The organism is Allobosea robiniae (assembly GCF_900102525.1).
Classification (GTDB): domain Bacteria; phylum Pseudomonadota; class Alphaproteobacteria; order Rhizobiales; family Beijerinckiaceae; genus Allobosea; species Allobosea robiniae.
Map to the genome: position 1 here is coordinate 16,653 of NZ_FNBZ01000010.1, position 16,741 is coordinate 33,393.

The window sequence follows — 16,741 nt, forward strand, 5'->3', positions numbered from 1 at the left end:
GAATTTGCGCCCCGTCAATGAGCTTTGCCGGCGCCATGCTAAACTGGCCACCATGGGTGGTTTGCGGGGAGCCGTTCATCCGAGCACCTGCACGAGCAGAAGCAGTCCGGCGGCGCTCATGATGACGCCGATGGCGTCCGCGATGCGTGTTTCCGCCGGCAAGAGGCGCTCGGCCGTGATGGCGATCGTCACGCCGGCCATCAGGCGCAGATCCATGAGGCCGCCCGCAATCAGCGCCGCCATCGGGCCGAGACAGGACAGGCAGCAGCGCAGGCCGAGAATGGCGCCGGCCTCTACGGCCGCCATCGGGTTGGGATGGGTCCGCGATGCGCGGGTGGCCCCATGGCAATCAGCCAGAAGCCGGGCCTTCCAGCGCGAGGCTTGCGCAAGCCCGGCGATCAGGATCACCAGGGCACCCGCTGGCGGGCCGAGGCGCCCGAGCGAGGGAGAGTGGAGCGCTGCCTGGGCCAGGCTCGCGCCGAGCAGGAAGGAGAGCAGGCCGAAGCCGATCCAGACAGTGAAATAGCTGGCGCCGATCAGCGCGGCGAGCCCGCCGGGCCGGGTGGCTCCAGCCGCGAGCACCGCCTTCCGATAGCGCCACAGCACTGGTGTCAGCGACGGCAGCATCATCGCGATCGTCATCACGAGCCACATGCCGAGGAAGCAGGCGGCGGTCTCAAACCAGGACTGGCCGCAGAGCGGCAGCCAGATTCCCGAGAGCAGCCAGCCGCCGGCCATCGGCACCGCGCCCATTGTCTCCATCGCTGCGCAGGACAGGGCTGTGGCGACGAGCGCGGCGGCGAAGAGCAGGGCTGCGCTTCCAACGAAGACGAGCGGAGCCCCGCGCCCGGCCTCTCGACCGGACGCGGGGCTCGTCTCGCAATCTGTCCGGGTCGCGCTCACGACACGGCTTGGCGGGCCGCGTAGCGGTCGCGATGGAGCCACCACGGGCCTTCCGCCTCGTTGCGGCCCTTCGGCGCCCGATCGAGCCAGGCATACATGCCCCAGACTCCGTCCACGCCGCGCGAATAGCTGGAATAGGTGTGGTAGATCGCGCCGTCCTCGCGGATGAAGGCGCTCAGGCCCGGCCGGTCGCGGTGATAGGTGGGGACGTCGACCCCGGACATCCCGGCAAGCGAGCGCTCGATCGCGTTGCCGTCGGTCCGCCACTCGAATTTCGGCTGGTGGCGGAAATTGTAGTCGATGCCCTGCGTCCGCTCCTGCATCTCGGTGAAGGAGACGTTGTAGTCGAAATTGAAGTCGCTCTCGCCGGACGAGGCCCAGGGGAAGCTCCAACCCATGCGCTCGCGGAAGGCGAGGAGCTTGTCGATCGGCGCCCGCGAGACCGCCCAGAGCATCACGTCGTGATTGGCGAGATGCGTCGCCGAGCCGTTGAACCCGTCGGCGATCGCCGAGCAGGACGGGCAGCCGGCCTTGTAGTCCGGTCCGAACATGAAATGGTAGACGAGGAGCTGCGAGCGCCCCTGGAAGAGCTCGGCCAGCGAGGCGTCGCCCTGCTCGGTCTGGAAGACGTAGTCTTTCTCGACCTTGACCCAGGGCAGCGCCTGCCGCCGCTCGGCGAGCGCATCGCCCTGCCGCGTATACGCCTTCTCGGCCTCGAGCAGTTTGAGCCTTGCGGCGAGCCATTCTTCGCGCGTTCCGATCGCATGACTGGTCATGATGTCTCACTCCTGTCGCCAGATGTCCGCGCCGCCTCGACACTCGATGCGGCGTCACGATCGGTGGTAAGGCGGGGGCGGCAGACGGTGGGAGTGACAAGTTTGGCGGGATTCCGATGGACTCGCTGATCACGGCGGCGGCGCAGGCCCTGGCGAAGGGCGACCCGCTGGGGGCGCTGAACCGCGTCGCCTTGCGGGATGACGCGCCTGCGCTGGCGCTGCGCGGTATCGCGATGGCGCAGCTTGGCGATTTCGCCCGTGCCAAGCTTTTGCTGCGCCGTGCCGGCCGCGCCTTCGGGGCGAAGGAAGCGGTCGCGCGTGCCCGCTGCACGGTCGCCGAGGCGGAGGTCGCCCTCGCGGCGCGCGATCTCGGTTGGGCTCCCGGCAGGCTCGATGAAGCCGGTGCGGTGCTCGAAGCCCATGGCGATCGCGCGAACGCCGACCATGCACGCCTGCTCGACATCCGCCGCCTGTTGCTGATCGGCCGGCTTGGCCATGCGGGCGAACGGCTCGCCGGTATCGATCCCGCGCAGTTGCCGGCACCGTTGCGGGCTGTCCACGGATTGGCAAGCGCCGGCATCGCTTTGCGCCGGATGGAAGCACGAAACGCACGGGCCGCGCTGGTGGAAGCGCGCGAGGCCGCCGGTCGCGCCGGAATCCCGGCGCTGATCGCCGAAGTCGAAACTGCAAGCCGCCTGCTCGAAGAGCCGGCCGCGCGCCTGATCGCGGATGGTGTCGAGTGCTCCTTGCTGCTCGACGAGGTCGAGGATTTGCAGGCGTCGCAGGCGCTGATCGTCGATGCCTGCCGCCATGGGGCGCGCGACCGGGCCAGCTTCGTGTCGCTGGCGACGCGCCCCGTGCTCTTCGCCCTGTTGCGGACGCTGGCCGAGGCCTGGCCCAAGGATGCGCCGCGCGATGCATTGATCGCCAGCGCTTTCGGCTCGCGCTTCACCGATGAATCGCACCGGGCAAGGCTGCGCGTCGAGATCGGCCGCCTGCGCACGGCGTTGCGGCCGCTGGCACGGATCAGCGCGACGGAAGCCGGCTTCGTCATAGCACCGCGTCGCGCGGTCGGGATCGTGGTGCTGGCGCGCCCGGTCGAGGAGAAGCATGCCACGGTGCTCGCCCTCATGACTGACGGCGAGGCATGGTCGAGCTCCGCCTTGGCGCTGGCGCTTGGATCGAGCCAGCGCAGCGTCCAGCGCGCGCTCGATGCCCTCGCCGAGGCCGGCAAGATCCAGTCTTTCGGGCAGGCACGGGCGCGGCGCTGGGTGATGCCGCCGATGCCGGGTTTCGCGACGAGTTTGTTACTCACAGCGTCCTGGCCGGCTGGCTAGGGTCCAGCATCGCAACAGACGCAGGAGCCAGGCTATGACGATCACAAACGCTGATATCACCCGAACCTACGGCCCGTTTCCAGGTGTCGAGAAGGTTCATGGCGTCAGTTTCGACGGCGCCAATGTCTGGTTCGCCTCCGGCGACCGGCTGAATGCGCTCGATACCGTCAAGGGTGAGATCATTCGCACCATCGACGTGCCCGCCCATGCCGGCACGGCCTTCGACGGCACGCATCTCTTCCAGATCGCCGAGGACCGTATCCAGAAGATCGATCCGCAGACGGGCTCCGTGCTCGGCACGATCCCCGCACCCGGCAAGGGCGGCGATTCCGGGCTCGCCTGGGCCGAGGGCTCGCTCTGGGTCGGCCATTACCGCGAGCGGAAGATCCACCAGATCGACCCGGCCACGGGCAAGGTGCTGCGCAGCATCGAGACCAACCGCTTCGTCACTGGCGTGACCTGGGTCGACGGGGAGTTGTGGCACGGCACCTGGGAAGAGGGCGAAAGCGAATTGCGCCGGATCGACCCCGCGACCGGCAAGGTCCTTGACGCGCTCGCCATGCCGCCCGGGGGCGGCCTCTCCGGGCTGGAATCGGATGGCGCCGGGCTGTTCTATTGCGGCGACGGCGACAAGAGCACGCTGCGGGCCGTACGGCGGCCGAAGCGCGCCTGAGTATTGGGACATGAGCCTGTTTGACACAGGCTCATGTCTACGCCGGCCGGAATAGGGTTTGGCTCCATAGATTAGGGGATGTTTGCAAGGCTCTTCCCCGGGAGTGCGGCCGCGGAAAAGATTTCTCCTTGTGCAGCCGAAGCTCAGCCCTCAGGCAGCCTGTGCCTGATGATCCCGGCATGGAACCGCGCGCCATGGATCAGGCCGCGATCATCGAAATCATAGGACGGGTTGTGCAGCGGCGCCGAAGCCTCGCCGTTGCCGACATAGGCGAAACAGCCGGGCACATGGTCGAGGAAGCGGGCGAAATCCTCCGAGCCCGTCATCGGTTCCGACGCCGTCGCGACATTGGTTTCGCCGAGCACGGTCCGGGCGGCGGCCAGCGCTTCCTGAGAGAGCGCTTCGTCATTCACCAGCGGCACGAATTCGCGCGTATAGGTCAGCTCGTGGCTGAGGTTGTAGCTATCAGCCGTGCCGCGCGCGATGATGCCCATCTGGCGCTCGATCGCGGCGCTGACCTCGGGGCGGAAGCTGCGGGCGTCGCCGAGGATGCGCGCGGTCCCCGGCAGCACATTGCGGGTGCCGTCGGTCAGCAGCTCGGTCACCGAGACCACCGCGATGTCGGCCGGGCTCAGGCGGCGCGAGACGATGGTCTGGAGCTGCATCACGAGCGCGCAGGCGGCGACCAGAACCTCGCTGCCGGCATGGGGCTTCGCGGCGTGCCCGCCGACGCCCTTCAGCACGATCTCGAAATTATCCTCGGCCGACATGAACGCGCCGGCGCGCGTCTGGAACTGCCCGACGGCGAGGCCGGGCATGTTGTGCAGGCCGTAGATTTCCTCGAAGGGGAAACGCTCCATCAGTCCGTCATCGAGCATGGCGAGCGCGCCGCGGCCCCATTCCTCCGCCGGCTGGAACAGGAAGCGCACGGTGCCGTCGAAGCCGCCTTCCTCCGCCAGCAGCCTGGCCGCGCCGAGCAGCATCGCTGTATGGCCGTCGTGGCCGCAGGCATGCATCACGCCGGGTGTTTGCGAGCGATAGGGCTGTCCGCCCTGTTCGGTGATCCGCAATGCATCCATGTCGGCGCGGAGCGCGATGGCGCGGTTGCCGCTCCCGCGCTTGAGCGTGCCGACGACGCCGGTGCCGCCGACGCCCTCGACGACCTCGTCCAGGCCGAACTCACGCAGCTTCCCGGCGACAAAGGCGGCCGTCCGCTTCTCCTCGAAGCCGAATTCGGGATGGGTATGCAGGTGGCGGCGCCACGCTGTCATCTGCGACTGGAGATCGTCGAGATCGAGCTTGGGCATCGGAGCAGCCTCGCTTCACAGGGATGCGAAGGGATAATGCAGATGGGCCGAAAGAAGCGCTGCAATCCTGTCGGCCGGATGCAAATTTCTTTCACCGAGTGGCAGGAGACGCGTTCGTCACGACCTGGCCGGAATGCTAGGAACGTCGCAGGATTTCGAGTCGGTCGATGCAGGAGGATGGAATGGCAGTGGACAAAGTAGCCCTGATCACGGCGGGCGGCAGCGGCATGGGCGCTGCGGCGGCAAGGCGCCTGGCGGAGGACGGTTTCGCCGTCGCCATCCTCTCCTCCTCCGGCAAGGGCGAGGCATTGGCGGCAGAGCTCGGCGGCATCGGCGTCACCGGCTCGAACCAGTCGAACGACGATCTGAAGCGCCTCGTCGATCTCGCCATGGAGCGCTGGGGGCGCGTCGACGTCCTGGTCAACAGCGCCGGCCATGGGCCGCGTGCGCCGATCCTCGACATCACCGACGAGGACTGGCACCGTGGCATGGATACCTATCTGCTCAACGTCATCCGGCCGGTCCGGCTGGTGACGCCGATCATGCAGCGCCAGAAGGCCGGCTCCATCGTCAATATCTCGACAGCCTGGGCCTTTGAGCCGAGCGCGATGTTCCCGACCTCGGCGGTGTTCCGGGCGGGACTGGCCTCCTTCACCAAGATCTTCGTCGATGCCTATGCGGCCGACAATATCCGCATGAACAACGTGCTGCCCGGCTGGATCGACAGCCTGCCGGCGACCGAGGAGCGGCGGCAGGGCGTGCCGATGCAGCGTTACGGCACCAGCGCCGAGATCGCCGGCACCATCGCCTTCCTGGCCTCGAAGGACGCGGCCTATATCACCGGCCAGAACCTGCGCGTCGACGGCGGCGTCACCCGCTCGATCTGAGCCTTATTCCCGGGCGCCGTTCAGGCGCCCGGCTTTCCGGCTTCGGCCACCGGCACCACCGGGTGAAGCTTCGGCTTGCGGACCAATGGCAGGCCGATCGCGACGATTGCCAGGAGCCAGAGAATGATGCTGGTCGGCGTCGAGAACAGGATCTCGTAGCCGCCATCTGACAAGGACAGCGCCCGGCGGAAATTGTCCTCCAGCAATCGCGCCAGCACGAAGGCCAGCATCAGCGGGATCAGCGGAATGCCGACCTTGCGCAAGGCATAGGCGAGGATGCCGATCCCGGTGGTGATGAGCAGCTCGAAAGCGGAATTCGAGACGGCATAGACCCCGGCATAGGACAGGGCGAGGATGCCGGGATAGAGAATCCAGGCCGGCACCAGCAGCAATCGCGCGAACAGCCCGACCAGCGGCAGGTTGAGCACCAGCAGCATCAGGTTGCCGATATACATCGAGGCGATCAGGCCCCAGGCGACCTCAGGCCGCTGGGTGAAGAGCAGCGGGCCGGGCGTGATCGAATACATCATGAAGGCGCCGAGCATCACGGCGGTCGTGCCGGAGCCTGGAATGCCGAGCGCCAGCATCGGCACCATCGAGGCGGTCTGCGCCGCGTTATCCGCGGTTTCGGGCGCTGCCAGGCCGCGCATGTCGCCCTTGCCGAAGCTGCCTTTGTCGGAGACGCGCTTCTCGGCGGTATAGGCCATGGCGGAGGCGACCGAGGCGCCGGTGCCGGGCAGCACGCCGAGGAAGAAGCCGATGCCGGTCGCGCGCAGCATCGCCGGCGTGCAGAACAGGATTTCCCGGAACGTCAGGCGCGCGCCGTCTCCGGTGCGCGAGACGGTGCCGCTGACCATCCCCTCCGCCAGCATCAGGATTTCGGCGACCGCGAAGAGGCCGATGGTCAGGCTGGTGAAGTCGATGCCGCCCAGGAGTTCGAGCGAGCCGAAGGTGAAACGCTCGACGCCGGTGCCGCCATCGATGCCGACCATGGCGAGCAGGAGCCCGAGCGCGACCGCGATCCAGGTCTTGACCGCCTTGCCCTCGCTCATCGTGCCGAGCAGCGCGAAGGACAGAACCATCAGCGCGACATAATCGGCCGGGCCGAAGGACAACGCGAGCCGCGCCAGCGGCACGGCGAGGAAGGTCATCAGGACGACGGCGCTGGTGCCGCCGACGAAGCTGCCGATGCCGCTGATCGCGAGCGCCGCCGCGCCGCGCCCGGATTTGGCCAGCGGATAGCCGTCGAGCGTCGTCATCACCAGCCCGGGATCGCCGGGGATGTTGAGCAGGATCGAGGAGATGCGGCCGCCATAGCCGCTGCCGTAATAGAGTCCGGCAAGCAGGATCAGCGCGGTTTCCGGGGGCAATTTCAGCGCGAAGCAGAGCGGCAGCAGCAGGGCGACGGCATTGATCGGACCGATGCCGGGCAGTGCGCCGATCGCGGTGCCGAGCGCCACGCCGGCAAAGGCGACGGCAAGGTTGAGCGGGGTGAGCGCGACCTCGAAGCCGGTGATGAGGGCGGCGAATGCGTCCATCTCAGATCCCCAGCGGCCCGCGCGGCAATGGCAGGTCGAGCACCTTGTCGAGCAGCACGAAGAAGACGATGGCCGTGGCGACGGCCGAGGCCGCCGCCGGCAATGGCCGCGCGTGGAAGGCCAGCGCGGCCACGAAGCAGAGCAGAGCCGTGGCCGCGATGAAGCCGATCGGTAGCAGGAGCAGCGGGTAGATCAGGCTTGCCACGAGCACGGCGAGCGCGCGCGGCCATGTCCCGAACTCCAGCGCGACCGTTCCGGGGCGCAGCAACAGGATGGCTCCGCCCAGGATCAGGACGGCGCCGGTGATCGTCGGGAACATGCGCGGCCCGACCGGGTCGGCCGCGAAGGGCACATGCAGGGTCTGCGCGTGCCAGATCGCGCCCGCGCCGAGCAACGCACAGATCAACCCGACCAGGCGATCGATCATGATCTCCTCCCGTCCTGTTACCTTGGCGAAAGGCTTCTGCCGCTACTTGGCGAGGCCGACCTCGGCCGCCAGCGTCCGGAAATCGGCGGTCCGCTTCTTGGCGAAGGCGTCGAAATCAGCGCCGACCATGCTGAATTCGAACAGCCCCTGCTCGCCGCGCGCCTTCTGCCAGCGCGGATCGGCGTTGAGCTTGGTCAGAATGCCGGTCCAGTAGGCATAGGACGCTTCCGGTGCCTTCGGCGGGGCATAGAAGCCGCGCACGATCGGCCATTGCACGTCGTAGCCCTGCTCCTTGGCCGTCGGCACCTGCGCGAAGGCGCCGGGCAGGCGCTTCTCCGAGAAGGTCGCGAGCAGCCGAATCTCGCCGGCCTCGAGCTGGCCGCGCACCTCGGAGGCGTCGCCGGGGAAGAGGTCGATATGGCCGCCGATCAAGGCGCCGATCGCTTCGCCACCGCCCTCATAGGCGAGATAGCGCATCTTGCGCGGATCGACGCCGGCCGCCTTCAGGACGAGCGCCGGCTTCATCCAGTCCTGGCTGCCGACGGTGCCGCCGGCACCGACCTTGACCGAAGTCGGGTCCTTTTTCAGGGCCTCGACCACGTCGGCCAGCGTCTTGAAGCGGCTATCCTTGCGCACGGCGAGCACGCCATAGTCGGCGCCGATCGCGCCGAGCCAGCGCACATCGGATTCGCTGAAGCGGCCGAACTTGCCCTGGGCGAGGTTGACCCATGAGCCGGTCGAGACCGCGACGATGACATTGGGATCGGCGGCGCGCTGCGCCTGGATGTTGTTGTAGGCGACGGCGCCGATGCCGCCCGGCATGTTGGTGGTGCGGATCGACGGGCCGACCAGCCCGGTCTCGTTGAGCACGCGGCTGGTCAAACGGCAGGTCAGGTCGAAGCCGCCGCCGGGCGCGGCAGGGGCGATGCATTCCGGGTTCTGCGGCTGGAAGTCCTGCGCGTGGACGGTTGCCGAGAGCAGCAGCGCGCAGCAGGTGGCGATCGTTGTTCTCATGGCGTTCCTCCCAAATTCTTGTCGTTTCCGCCTGCGGTGGCGGGTTGGCGTCGCTATCCGGGCTCTTGCCAGCCCTGTTCGATTGTCGACAATTTTTAGATTAGCGAACCGGAACCGCTTGTCAAACGGGCGGGTCAATGTAACTTGTGTCGACAATAAACGCTGGCCAGAACGGAAAAGGCGGGCGATCGATGCGAGGAACGGCCGAAAATGGCGACATTCAACAACAATGAGCGTCCGGCTCCGGACGGCGTGCTGGTCGATATCGCCGACTATGTGCTGAACTATCGTGTCGAGAGCAGCCTCGCCTACGAGACCGCCCGCAACTGCCTGATCGACACGATGGGCTGCGGCATGGAGGCACTCGAATACCCCGCCTGCACCAAGCTGCTCGGCCCCGTCGTGCCGGGCACGGTCGTGCCGAACGGCGCCCGCGTACCCGGCACGCCCTACCAGCTCGATCCGATCCAGGCGGCCTTCAATTTCGGCACGATGATCCGCTGGCTCGACTTCAACGATTGCTGGCTCGCCGCCGAATGGGGCCATCCATCCGATAATCTCGGCGGCATCCTCGCCGTCGCCGACTGGCTGTCGCGGACCGCGGTCGCGGCCGGCAAGGCGCCATTGACGATGCGCGACGTGCTCACCGCGATGATCAAGGCGCACGAAATCCAGGGCTGCCTGGCGCTGGAGAACGCCTTCAACAAGGTCGGCATCGACCATGTCATCCTGGTCAAGGTCGCCTCGACCGCGGTGGTCGCCGGCATGCTCGGGCTTAGCCGCGACGAGATCGTCAACGCGCTCTCGCTCGCCTTCGTCGACGGCCAGGCGCTGCGCACCTATCGCCACGCTCCCAATGCCGGCTCGCGCAAGAGCTGGGCGGCGGGCGATGCCACCAGCCGCGCTGTCAGGCTCGCCCTGATCGCCCGCACCGGCGAGATGGGTTATCCCTCGGTTCTCACCGCCAAGACCTGGGGCTTCTACGATGCCTCGTTCCGCGGCCAGAGCTTCAAGTTCCAGCGCCCCTGCGGCTCCTATGTGATGGAGCACGTGCTGTTCAAGATTTCCTACCCGGCCGAGTTCCACTCGCAGACCGCGGTCGAGGCGGCGATGACGCTGCATGATCAGCTCAAGGCGATGGGTCGCACCAGCGACGACATCGCCTCGATCAGGATCAGGACGCACGAAGCCTGCATCCGCATCATCGACAAGCGCGGCCCGCTGCATAACCCCGCCGATCGCGACCACACCATCCAGTACATGGTCGCCGTGCCCTTCATCTTCGGGCGTCTTACCGCCGCCGATTACGAGGACGACATCGCCGCGGATCCGCGCATCGATGCGCTCCGCGACAAGATCGAATGCGTCGAGGACCCGGCCTTCACCAGGGACTATCACGACCCCGAGAAACGCTCGATCGCCAATGGTATGACGGTAACCCTGAAGGACGGCACGGTGCTGCCCGAGCTCGTGGTCGAATACCCGATCGGCCACAAGCGCCGCCGCGCCGATGGCATCCCGCTGCTGGAAGCCAAGTTCCGCACCAATCTCGCCCGCCGCTTCGTCGAGAAGCGCCAGCGCCAGATCCTCGACGTCTCCCTGGATCAGGCCAGGCTCGAAGCGATCTCGGTCAACGATTACGTCGATCTCTACTGCAGCTGAGTGCCCATGCCCTATCTCGTCGCCTCCGATCTTCCGTCCGAGCCGGCCGGCCAGCGCTTCCGGGCACTGGTCGAGCGCGGCGGCATCGCGCGCCTCCCCGGCGCCCATAACGGCATGGCCGCGATTCAGGCCAGGAACGCCGGCTTCGAGGGCTTGTATCTGTCGGGTGCGGCGATGACTGCCTCGATGGGCATCCCCGATCTCGGCATGATCACCGTCGACGAGGTCGCCTTCTTCATCCGCCAGATCGCGCGGGCCTCCGGCCTGCCGCTGCTGGTCGATGGCGATACCGGCTATGGCGAGGCGCTCAACGTGATGCACATGGTGCGTGTCTTCGAGGATGCGGGCGCCGGCGCGGTCCATATCGAGGACCAGCTCCTGCCGAAGAAATGCGGCCATCTCAACGACAAGAAGCTCGCCGACGCCCATGACATGGCGGCAAAGGTCGCTGCCGCCGCCAGGGCGCGCCGCCATCTCTACGTCATCGCGCGCACCGATGCCGCGGCGAGCGAGGGCATCGACGGCGCGGTCGCCCGTGCGAAGCTCTATCTCGAGGCCGGTGCGGACGCGATCTTCCCGGAGGCGCTGACAACGGCCGAGATGTTCCGCGAGTTCGCCAGCCGCGTGCCCGGTGTGCCGCTGCTCGCCAACATGACCGAGTTCGGCCGCACGCCCTTCTTCACCGCCTCGGAGTTCGAAGCGATGGGCTATCGCATGGTGATCTGGCCGGTTTCCTCGCTGCGCGTCGCCAACAAGGCGCAGGAGAAGCTCTACGCCGCGCTTGCCCGCGACGGCAGCACCCATGCCATGGTCGAGCAGATGCAGACGCGGGTCGAGCTCTACAAGACGATCGGCCTCGCCGATTACGAAGCGCTGGACGCCTCGATCGTCGCGACCATCGCGCCGGAAGGCATGCCGCAGCGCGAGCGCAGTGCATGAGGATACCAGGGCGCCGGAATGATCCGGCATCCGAACCGCGGATGACGCGGCAAGAGAACGACCAGCCGAAAACGGCGGCGTAACGACCACGGGAGGAAATGGAAATGCTGAAGCGTTTGACGATGGCCGGCGTTCTGGCTTTGGGGCTCGGCGCTGGTACGGCCCTGGCTGAACCGGCGAAAGTGATGATCCCGGCCAATCCCGGCGGTGGCTGGGACGGGGCCGGGCGCCACACCATGGCGGCCTTTGCCCAGTCCAAGGTCTTCACGGACGGGGCGTCCTTCACCAACAAGGGCGGCGCTGCCGGCACGATCGGCCTCGCCGAATTCGTCCGCACCGCGAAGGGCGATGACAACGCCCTGCTGGTCACCGGCGTCATCATGGTCGGCGGCGTCATCACCAACCAGACGCCGGTCTCGCTCAAGGACACGACGCCGCTCTTGCGCCTGACCAACGAGTACAACGCCATCGCCGTGCCCGCGAACTCGCCGATCAAGACCCCAGCGGACTTCATCGCCGCGCTCAAGGCCGATCCCGGCGCGCTCTCCGTCGGCGGCGGCTCGGCCGGCGGTGCCGATCACGTCATGCTGGCGCTGCTCGCCAAACATGCCGGCGCGCCTGTCGGCAAGATCAACTTCGTCGCCTTCTCCGGCGGCGAGATCCTGGCTGCGCTCGGCGGCGGCAAGATCAAGGCCGCGATCTCGGGCGCCTCGGAGTTCCGCGCCTTCGCCGAATCCGGCCGCATCCGCATCATCGCGACCTCCGGCCCGACGCGGGTCGAAGGCCTCAACGCCCCGACGCTGAAGGAAGCCGGTATCCCGGTCGAGGTCGGCAACTGGCGCGGCTTCGTCGGCGCGCCCGGCATGAGCGACGCCGCCAAGAAGACCTGGCTCGACCGTTTCGCCAAGCTCCACGCCACCAAGGAGTGGAAGGAGACGCTCAAGACCCAGGGCTGGGAGGACGCCTATCTGCCGGGCGACGCTTTCGACGCCTTCCTCAAGAGCGAGGACGCCAACTGGACGAGCGCGCTCAAGGAAGTCGGTATCCTGAAATAGCCTTCGACGAAGCCAGGCGGCGTGCATGAGCGCGCCGCCCGGCATCTATCGCTCAGAGCCCGTTTGGAAACAAAGCCCTCATCCTGAGGAGCCGCGATAGCGGCGTCTCGAAGGATGTTCCAGCGGGCATCCGAACCTCCTGAAGCATCCTTCGAGACGCCATTCCCAGAGGAATGGCTCCTCAGGATGAGGGCTCAGGGAGTTGCCGAACAGACGCGAAGGGCAAGGCAAATGTCGTCGATGAAGAACGGTTCGGCTACGGCCGGCGGCGGGCGGCGGGCGGCCTGGTGGCTGGGGCTCGCCATCCTCGTGATGGGCGCGGTTTGGCTCAACGGTGCGCGCAGCATCGCCTCGACGACCAACTATGTCGGCCTCGGGCCGTCTGCGATCGTGCTCGCGGTCGGGCTCGGCCTCGTCCTGCTCGGCTTCCTGCTGATCGTGCAGGCGCTGAAAGGACAGTTGGCGCCGCCCAGTGAGGACGAGGAGGAGGCGCCGTTCTCGCGCCCCGCTTTCCTGATGGCGCTGGCCGGCGTCGGCGTGCCGCTGCTGACGATCCGCTGGCTCGGCTTTCCGTTCAGCGCGATGCTGGCCTTCACGCTGGTGACCCATGCCTTCGGCTCGCGCCGCACCTTGCTCGATCTTGGCATCGGCGCGCTGATCGCCAGTCTCGCCTGGCTCGGCTTCTCCCGCCTCGGCATCAGCCTTGGCCCGTTCTTTCCGCTCTTGGGCTGAGCCATGGATATCCTGAACCAGTTGCTCGGCGGGTTCGCGGTTGCCTTGCAGCCGATGAACCTGTTCTGGGCCTTCGTCGGTTGCGGCCTCGGCACGGCGGTCGGCGTCCTGCCGGGCATTGGGCCGGCGCTGACCATCGCGCTACTCCTGCCGGTTACCGCGCAGGTCAATCCGGCCTCGGCCTTCATCATGTTTGCCGGCATTCTCTACGGCGCGCTCTATGGCGGCTCGACCACCTCGATCCTGCTGAACACGCCGGGCGAGAGCGGCTCGGTGATGACGGCGCTCGAAGGCAACCGCATGGCAAGGCGCGGCCGTGGCGCGGCGGCCTTGGCGACGGCGGCGATCGGCTCCTTCGTCGCGGGGACGATCGGCACGCTGGCGCTCACCTTCCTCGCGCCGGCCATCGCCGAGCTCGCCTTCGTCTTCGGGCCGGAGGATTACTTCGCCCTGATGATACTGTCCTTCACCTCGGTCGCCGTGGTGATGGGGCGTTCGATGGTGCGGGGTTTCGCCGCGCTGTTCTTCGGGCTCGCGCTCGGGACGATCGGCATCGACACCCAGACCGGCCAGACCCGCATGGTCTTCGGCACGCTCGAGCTGCTCGACGGCATCCCCTTCACCGTCGTGCTGGTCTCGCTCTTCGCGATCGGCGAGACGCTCTATGTCGCGAGCCGCAGCGGCGCTGCACCGGCCGCGATCAACCCGCTCTCCGGCGGCAGCTGGATGACGAAGCAGGACTGGAAGCGCTCCTGGAAGCCCTGGCTGCGCGGCAGCGTCATCGGCTTTCCGATCGGTGCGCTGCCGGCGGGCGGGACGGAAATCCCGACCTTCCTCTCCTATGCGCTGGAGCGCCGCCTGACCCCGCATCCGGAGGAGTTCGGTCAGGGCGCGATCGAAGGCGTCGCCGGGCCCGAGGCCGCCAACAACGCGGCGGCGGCCGGCATCCTCGTGCCGCTCCTGACGCTCGGCCTGCCCTCCACCGCGACGGCGGCCGTGTTGCTCGCGGCCTTCCAGAACTACGGGCTTCAGCCCGGCCCGCTGCTCTTCGCGACCAACCCGGACCTGCTCTGGGGCCTGATCGCCTCGCTCTATATCGGCAACGTCATCCTGCTGATCCTGAACCTGCCGCTGGTCGGCATCTGGGTCCGGCTGCTGCTGATCCCCCGGCAATACATCTATGGCGGCATCGTCGTCTTCGCGATGGTCGGCGTCTGGGGCCTGTCGACCTCCTGGATGGACCTGGCGTTGATGTGCGGCCTCGGCCTCGTCGGCTATGTCGCGCGCGTCCATGATTTCCCGATCGCGCCGACCCTGATCGGGCTGATCCTCGGCCCGCAGGCGGAAATCCAGCTCCGGCGCGCACTCGCCGTCAGTCAGAACGATTGGAGCGTGCTGGTCGGCACCCCGATCGCGGCGACGCTGCTTGGGATCGCGGCGCTGGTTCTGATCGTGCCGCCCTTGCTCGCGCGCCTGCGCCGACGCGCCAGTGCCGAAGAAGAGCCGGCGACCTCTGCGGGCCGAGCAGGTTAGCGCTTCGCTCCGGTCCGGCGCTTGCCCGGTTTGGTACCGACATTCGTGGCCAGCGCGGCCTGAAGCGCCATGCGCGCGGCGCGGATATGGCGCCGCATCAGGATTTCCGCGAGCTCGCCGTCGCGATGGCTGATCGCCTCGGTGATCCGCATGTGCTCGCGCCAGGCCTCGCGGCCGCGGCCCGGCACGGTCGAATGCAGGCGCCGGCACAGGCGCAGGCGCGGATAGAACTGCTCGCAGAGCAGTTCGGCCAGGATCGGGTTGCCGCTGCCCTTCGCGATCCGGCGGTGGAAATCGGCCTCCGGCTCGTCCTGGAGATAGGCGCCCATCGGGTTGCGCTCGATACCGTCGCGATGCCCCCGGACCAGGGCATCGAGCGCCGCGATCTCGGTTTCGCTCATGCTCTCGGCCGCGAGGCGGGCGGCCATGCCCTCTGTCGCCTCGCGCACGTCGAGCAGGGCGAGGAACTCGGCGGCGCTCGGCTCGGCGACGCGCGCGCCCTGGTTGGCGACATAGGTGACGAGCCCGCGTTCCTGCAGCCGCCGGATGGCTTCGCGGACCGGTGCGCGGCTGACACCGAAGCGGCGGGCGATGGCCGGTTCGCTCAGTTTCTCGCCGGGCGCGATCTCCCCGGAAATGATGGCCGAGGAGAGATCGTCGTAGAGTTTTACGGTGACGCCCACGCTCGCGGGGGGCGGTGTCTCGGCCAGCATCGAGCGGGTGCCTATCTGCTTCTGATCACGGCAGCATAGAGCATTTCCGTTTCCGATGGGTACCGGAGGTGCCGGCGAATTCGGTGGTCATGCGCGGCCTTCATCGAAGGTTGCCGTATTCCATCAACCCTGAATTCGGTTGATTGCATGACCTGTCTGCGCAGAATGCTCATGCGCCGCGGCTCCGATGTCCGGACCTTCGCGCGTCGCCTCGCTCGCGCCGAGGGTGGCTGGCGCGTCGTGGCGACGGAGGCCGGAAACCGATGGGCAAGGGCGACGACGATCTGAATGACTATGCCTCGCCGGCCTGCCTGCTGCATGAGGTCGATCCGGCCTATTCCGGGCTGACGCCGCCGTCGCGAAATGTCGGGCAGAACCTGCCCGAGCCGAGCCTGATGGAATGGCGGCGGTCCGAGCGAGCGCGCATGATTGCAGCCCGCCTGGCGATGTCGGCGCGCACGCGAAACGCGCTTGCGCGTCGGATCGCCGGTCATCTCGACGCGCTGATCGGCGATCCCGCCGGCGTCCTCGTCAGCGGTTACTGGCCGTTTCGCGGCGAGCCGGACCTGCGCGACTGGTTCCGCGATCTGCGCGAGCGCCGCGGTCTGGCCGCCTTGCCGGTCGTGGTCGAGCGCGGCAAGCCGCTGCTGTTCCGGCTCTGGCGCAAGGGCGAGCGTCTGGAGCGCGGCGTCTGGAACATCCCGGTGCCGGCCGCGGGCGAACCGGTCTTCCCGCGGATCGTGATCGCGCCCCTGGTCGGCTTCGATGCGCAGGGCTACCGGCTGGGCTATGGCGGCGGCTTCTTCGACCGCACGCTGGCGGCGCTGCCGTCCTCCACGATCGCGGTCGGGGTCGGCTACGAGATGGCGGAGATGCCGACGATCCACCCGCATGGCTTCGACATCCCGATGCGCCATATCGTGACGGAAAACGGCATCAGGTCCCACGGCGGAAAGCGGGATCGAGAGCGTCCGTTTGACGCCGGCCCGATCTCCCCATAAGCCTGAGCGCGACGGTTCCCTCACGGGATCAAAAGGGAACGCGGTGCGGGTGGCGAGCCACCCCATGCCGCGGCTGCCCCCGCAACTGTAAGCGGCGAGCCTTTCGCCATACGCCACTGGGGCCTCGGACCTGGGAAGGCGGCGAAAGGCAACGACCCGCGAGCCAGGAGACCTGCCGTCAGCCGTGGTCACACGCGGACACGTTCGGCCGGGGTGCGCCGATCGCTGATTCGACCGTTCGCCG

16 protein-coding genes and 1 riboswitch are annotated in these 16,741 nt (G+C 67.7%); of the genes, 9 read left to right on the plus strand and 7 right to left on the minus strand.

Annotation, left to right across the window (positions count from 1 at the left end):
* Positions 1-75: 75 nt before the first annotated feature.
* Together BLQ70_RS23385 and BLQ70_RS23390 are read right to left on the minus strand one after the other, a co-directional pair.
* Positions 76-903: a DUF2182 domain-containing protein gene (locus BLQ70_RS23385; RefSeq protein ID WP_139163626.1), complete on the minus strand. Its 828-nt coding sequence runs from the start codon at positions 901-903 to the stop codon at positions 76-78.
* On the minus strand, positions 900-1,679 hold the full coding sequence (locus BLQ70_RS23390; protein ID WP_091862102.1) for a DUF899 domain-containing protein: 780 nt from the start codon (positions 1,677-1,679) through the stop codon (positions 900-902). Before BLQ70_RS23390 ends, BLQ70_RS23385 begins: the two co-directional genes overlap by 4 nt.
* A 116-nt stretch (positions 1,680-1,795) precedes the next feature.
* Between BLQ70_RS23390 and BLQ70_RS23395 the strand changes: the two genes are divergently transcribed.
* Positions 1,796-3,016, plus strand: a complete 1,221-nt coding sequence (locus BLQ70_RS23395) for a helix-turn-helix domain-containing protein (RefSeq protein ID WP_091862104.1) — start codon at positions 1,796-1,798, stop codon at positions 3,014-3,016.
* A gap of 34 nt (positions 3,017-3,050) precedes the next feature.
* Positions 3,051-3,689, plus strand: coding sequence for a Vgb family protein (locus BLQ70_RS23400; protein WP_091862106.1), 639 nt, complete (start codon positions 3,051-3,053; stop codon positions 3,687-3,689).
* Between the two features lie 143 nt (positions 3,690-3,832).
* Here BLQ70_RS23400 and BLQ70_RS23405 read toward each other — a convergent pair whose 3' ends face one another.
* The gene (locus BLQ70_RS23405) at positions 3,833-4,996 is read right to left on the minus strand and encodes a M20 aminoacylase family protein (RefSeq protein WP_091862108.1); all 1,164 of its coding nucleotides are present in this window, start codon (positions 4,994-4,996) and stop codon (positions 3,833-3,835) included.
* 182 nt (positions 4,997-5,178) lie between these two features.
* Here BLQ70_RS23405 and BLQ70_RS23410 point away from each other — a divergent pair, with 182 nt between their 5' ends.
* Complete coding sequence (locus BLQ70_RS23410; protein WP_091862111.1) at positions 5,179-5,883, plus strand: SDR family oxidoreductase; 705 nt, start codon at positions 5,179-5,181, stop codon at positions 5,881-5,883.
* A gap of 20 nt (positions 5,884-5,903) precedes the next feature.
* Here BLQ70_RS23410 and BLQ70_RS23415 read toward each other — a convergent pair whose 3' ends face one another.
* The 3 genes from BLQ70_RS23415 to BLQ70_RS23425 are packed head-to-tail and all read right to left on the minus strand — an operon-like array spanning position 5,904 to position 8,862.
* The gene (locus tag BLQ70_RS23415) at positions 5,904-7,421 is read right to left on the minus strand and encodes a tripartite tricarboxylate transporter permease (RefSeq protein ID WP_091862114.1); all 1,518 of its coding nucleotides are present in this window, start codon (positions 7,419-7,421) and stop codon (positions 5,904-5,906) included.
* 1 nt (position 7,422) lies between these two features.
* Positions 7,423-7,848, minus strand: coding sequence for a tripartite tricarboxylate transporter TctB family protein (locus BLQ70_RS23420; RefSeq protein WP_091862117.1), 426 nt, complete (start codon positions 7,846-7,848; stop codon positions 7,423-7,425).
* Between the two features lie 42 nt (positions 7,849-7,890).
* Positions 7,891-8,862 carry a Bug family tripartite tricarboxylate transporter substrate binding protein gene (locus tag BLQ70_RS23425; RefSeq protein ID WP_091862120.1) on the minus strand — a complete coding sequence of 324 codons (972 nt, stop codon included), beginning with the start codon at positions 8,860-8,862 and terminating at the stop codon, positions 7,891-7,893.
* Positions 8,863-9,072: 210 nt separating this feature from the next.
* Between BLQ70_RS23425 and BLQ70_RS23430 the strand changes: the two genes are divergently transcribed.
* From BLQ70_RS23430 to BLQ70_RS23450, 5 genes are all read left to right on the plus strand, one after another.
* Entirely contained in the window at positions 9,073-10,524 is a 1,452-nt protein-coding gene (locus BLQ70_RS23430; protein ID WP_091862124.1) for a bifunctional 2-methylcitrate dehydratase/aconitate hydratase, read from the plus strand.
* 6 nt (positions 10,525-10,530) lie between these two features.
* A complete protein-coding gene (gene prpB / locus BLQ70_RS23435; RefSeq protein WP_091862127.1) occupies positions 10,531-11,463 on the plus strand; it encodes a methylisocitrate lyase in 933 nt (310 codons plus the stop codon).
* A gap of 104 nt (positions 11,464-11,567) precedes the next feature.
* A complete protein-coding gene (locus BLQ70_RS23440) occupies positions 11,568-12,518 on the plus strand; it encodes a Bug family tripartite tricarboxylate transporter substrate binding protein (RefSeq protein ID WP_061966426.1) in 951 nt (316 codons plus the stop codon).
* A gap of 240 nt (positions 12,519-12,758) precedes the next feature.
* Positions 12,759-13,250: a tripartite tricarboxylate transporter TctB family protein gene (locus BLQ70_RS23445; RefSeq protein WP_244512134.1), complete on the plus strand. Its 492-nt coding sequence runs from the start codon at positions 12,759-12,761 to the stop codon at positions 13,248-13,250.
* Positions 13,251-13,253: 3 nt separating this feature from the next.
* Positions 13,254-14,783 (plus strand): tripartite tricarboxylate transporter permease, encoded by a 1,530-nt coding sequence (locus BLQ70_RS23450; RefSeq protein WP_091862133.1) that lies wholly within the window; start codon positions 13,254-13,256, stop codon positions 14,781-14,783.
* Here BLQ70_RS23450 and BLQ70_RS23455 read toward each other — a convergent pair.
* The gene (locus tag BLQ70_RS23455; RefSeq protein WP_091862136.1) at positions 14,780-15,496 is read right to left on the minus strand and encodes a GntR family transcriptional regulator; all 717 of its coding nucleotides are present in this window, start codon (positions 15,494-15,496) and stop codon (positions 14,780-14,782) included. The genes BLQ70_RS23450 and BLQ70_RS23455 overlap by 4 nt on opposite strands.
* 263 nt (positions 15,497-15,759) lie before the next feature.
* On the opposite strand from BLQ70_RS23455, the gene BLQ70_RS23460 reads away from it, so the two are divergent.
* Positions 15,760-16,497: a 5-formyltetrahydrofolate cyclo-ligase gene (locus tag BLQ70_RS23460; protein ID WP_091862139.1), complete on the plus strand. Its 738-nt coding sequence runs from the start codon at positions 15,760-15,762 to the stop codon at positions 16,495-16,497.
* A riboswitch (cobalamin riboswitch) is annotated at positions 16,493-16,691 on the plus strand. Its footprint overlaps the gene before it by 5 nt.
* Positions 16,692-16,741: the final 50 nt, after the last annotated feature.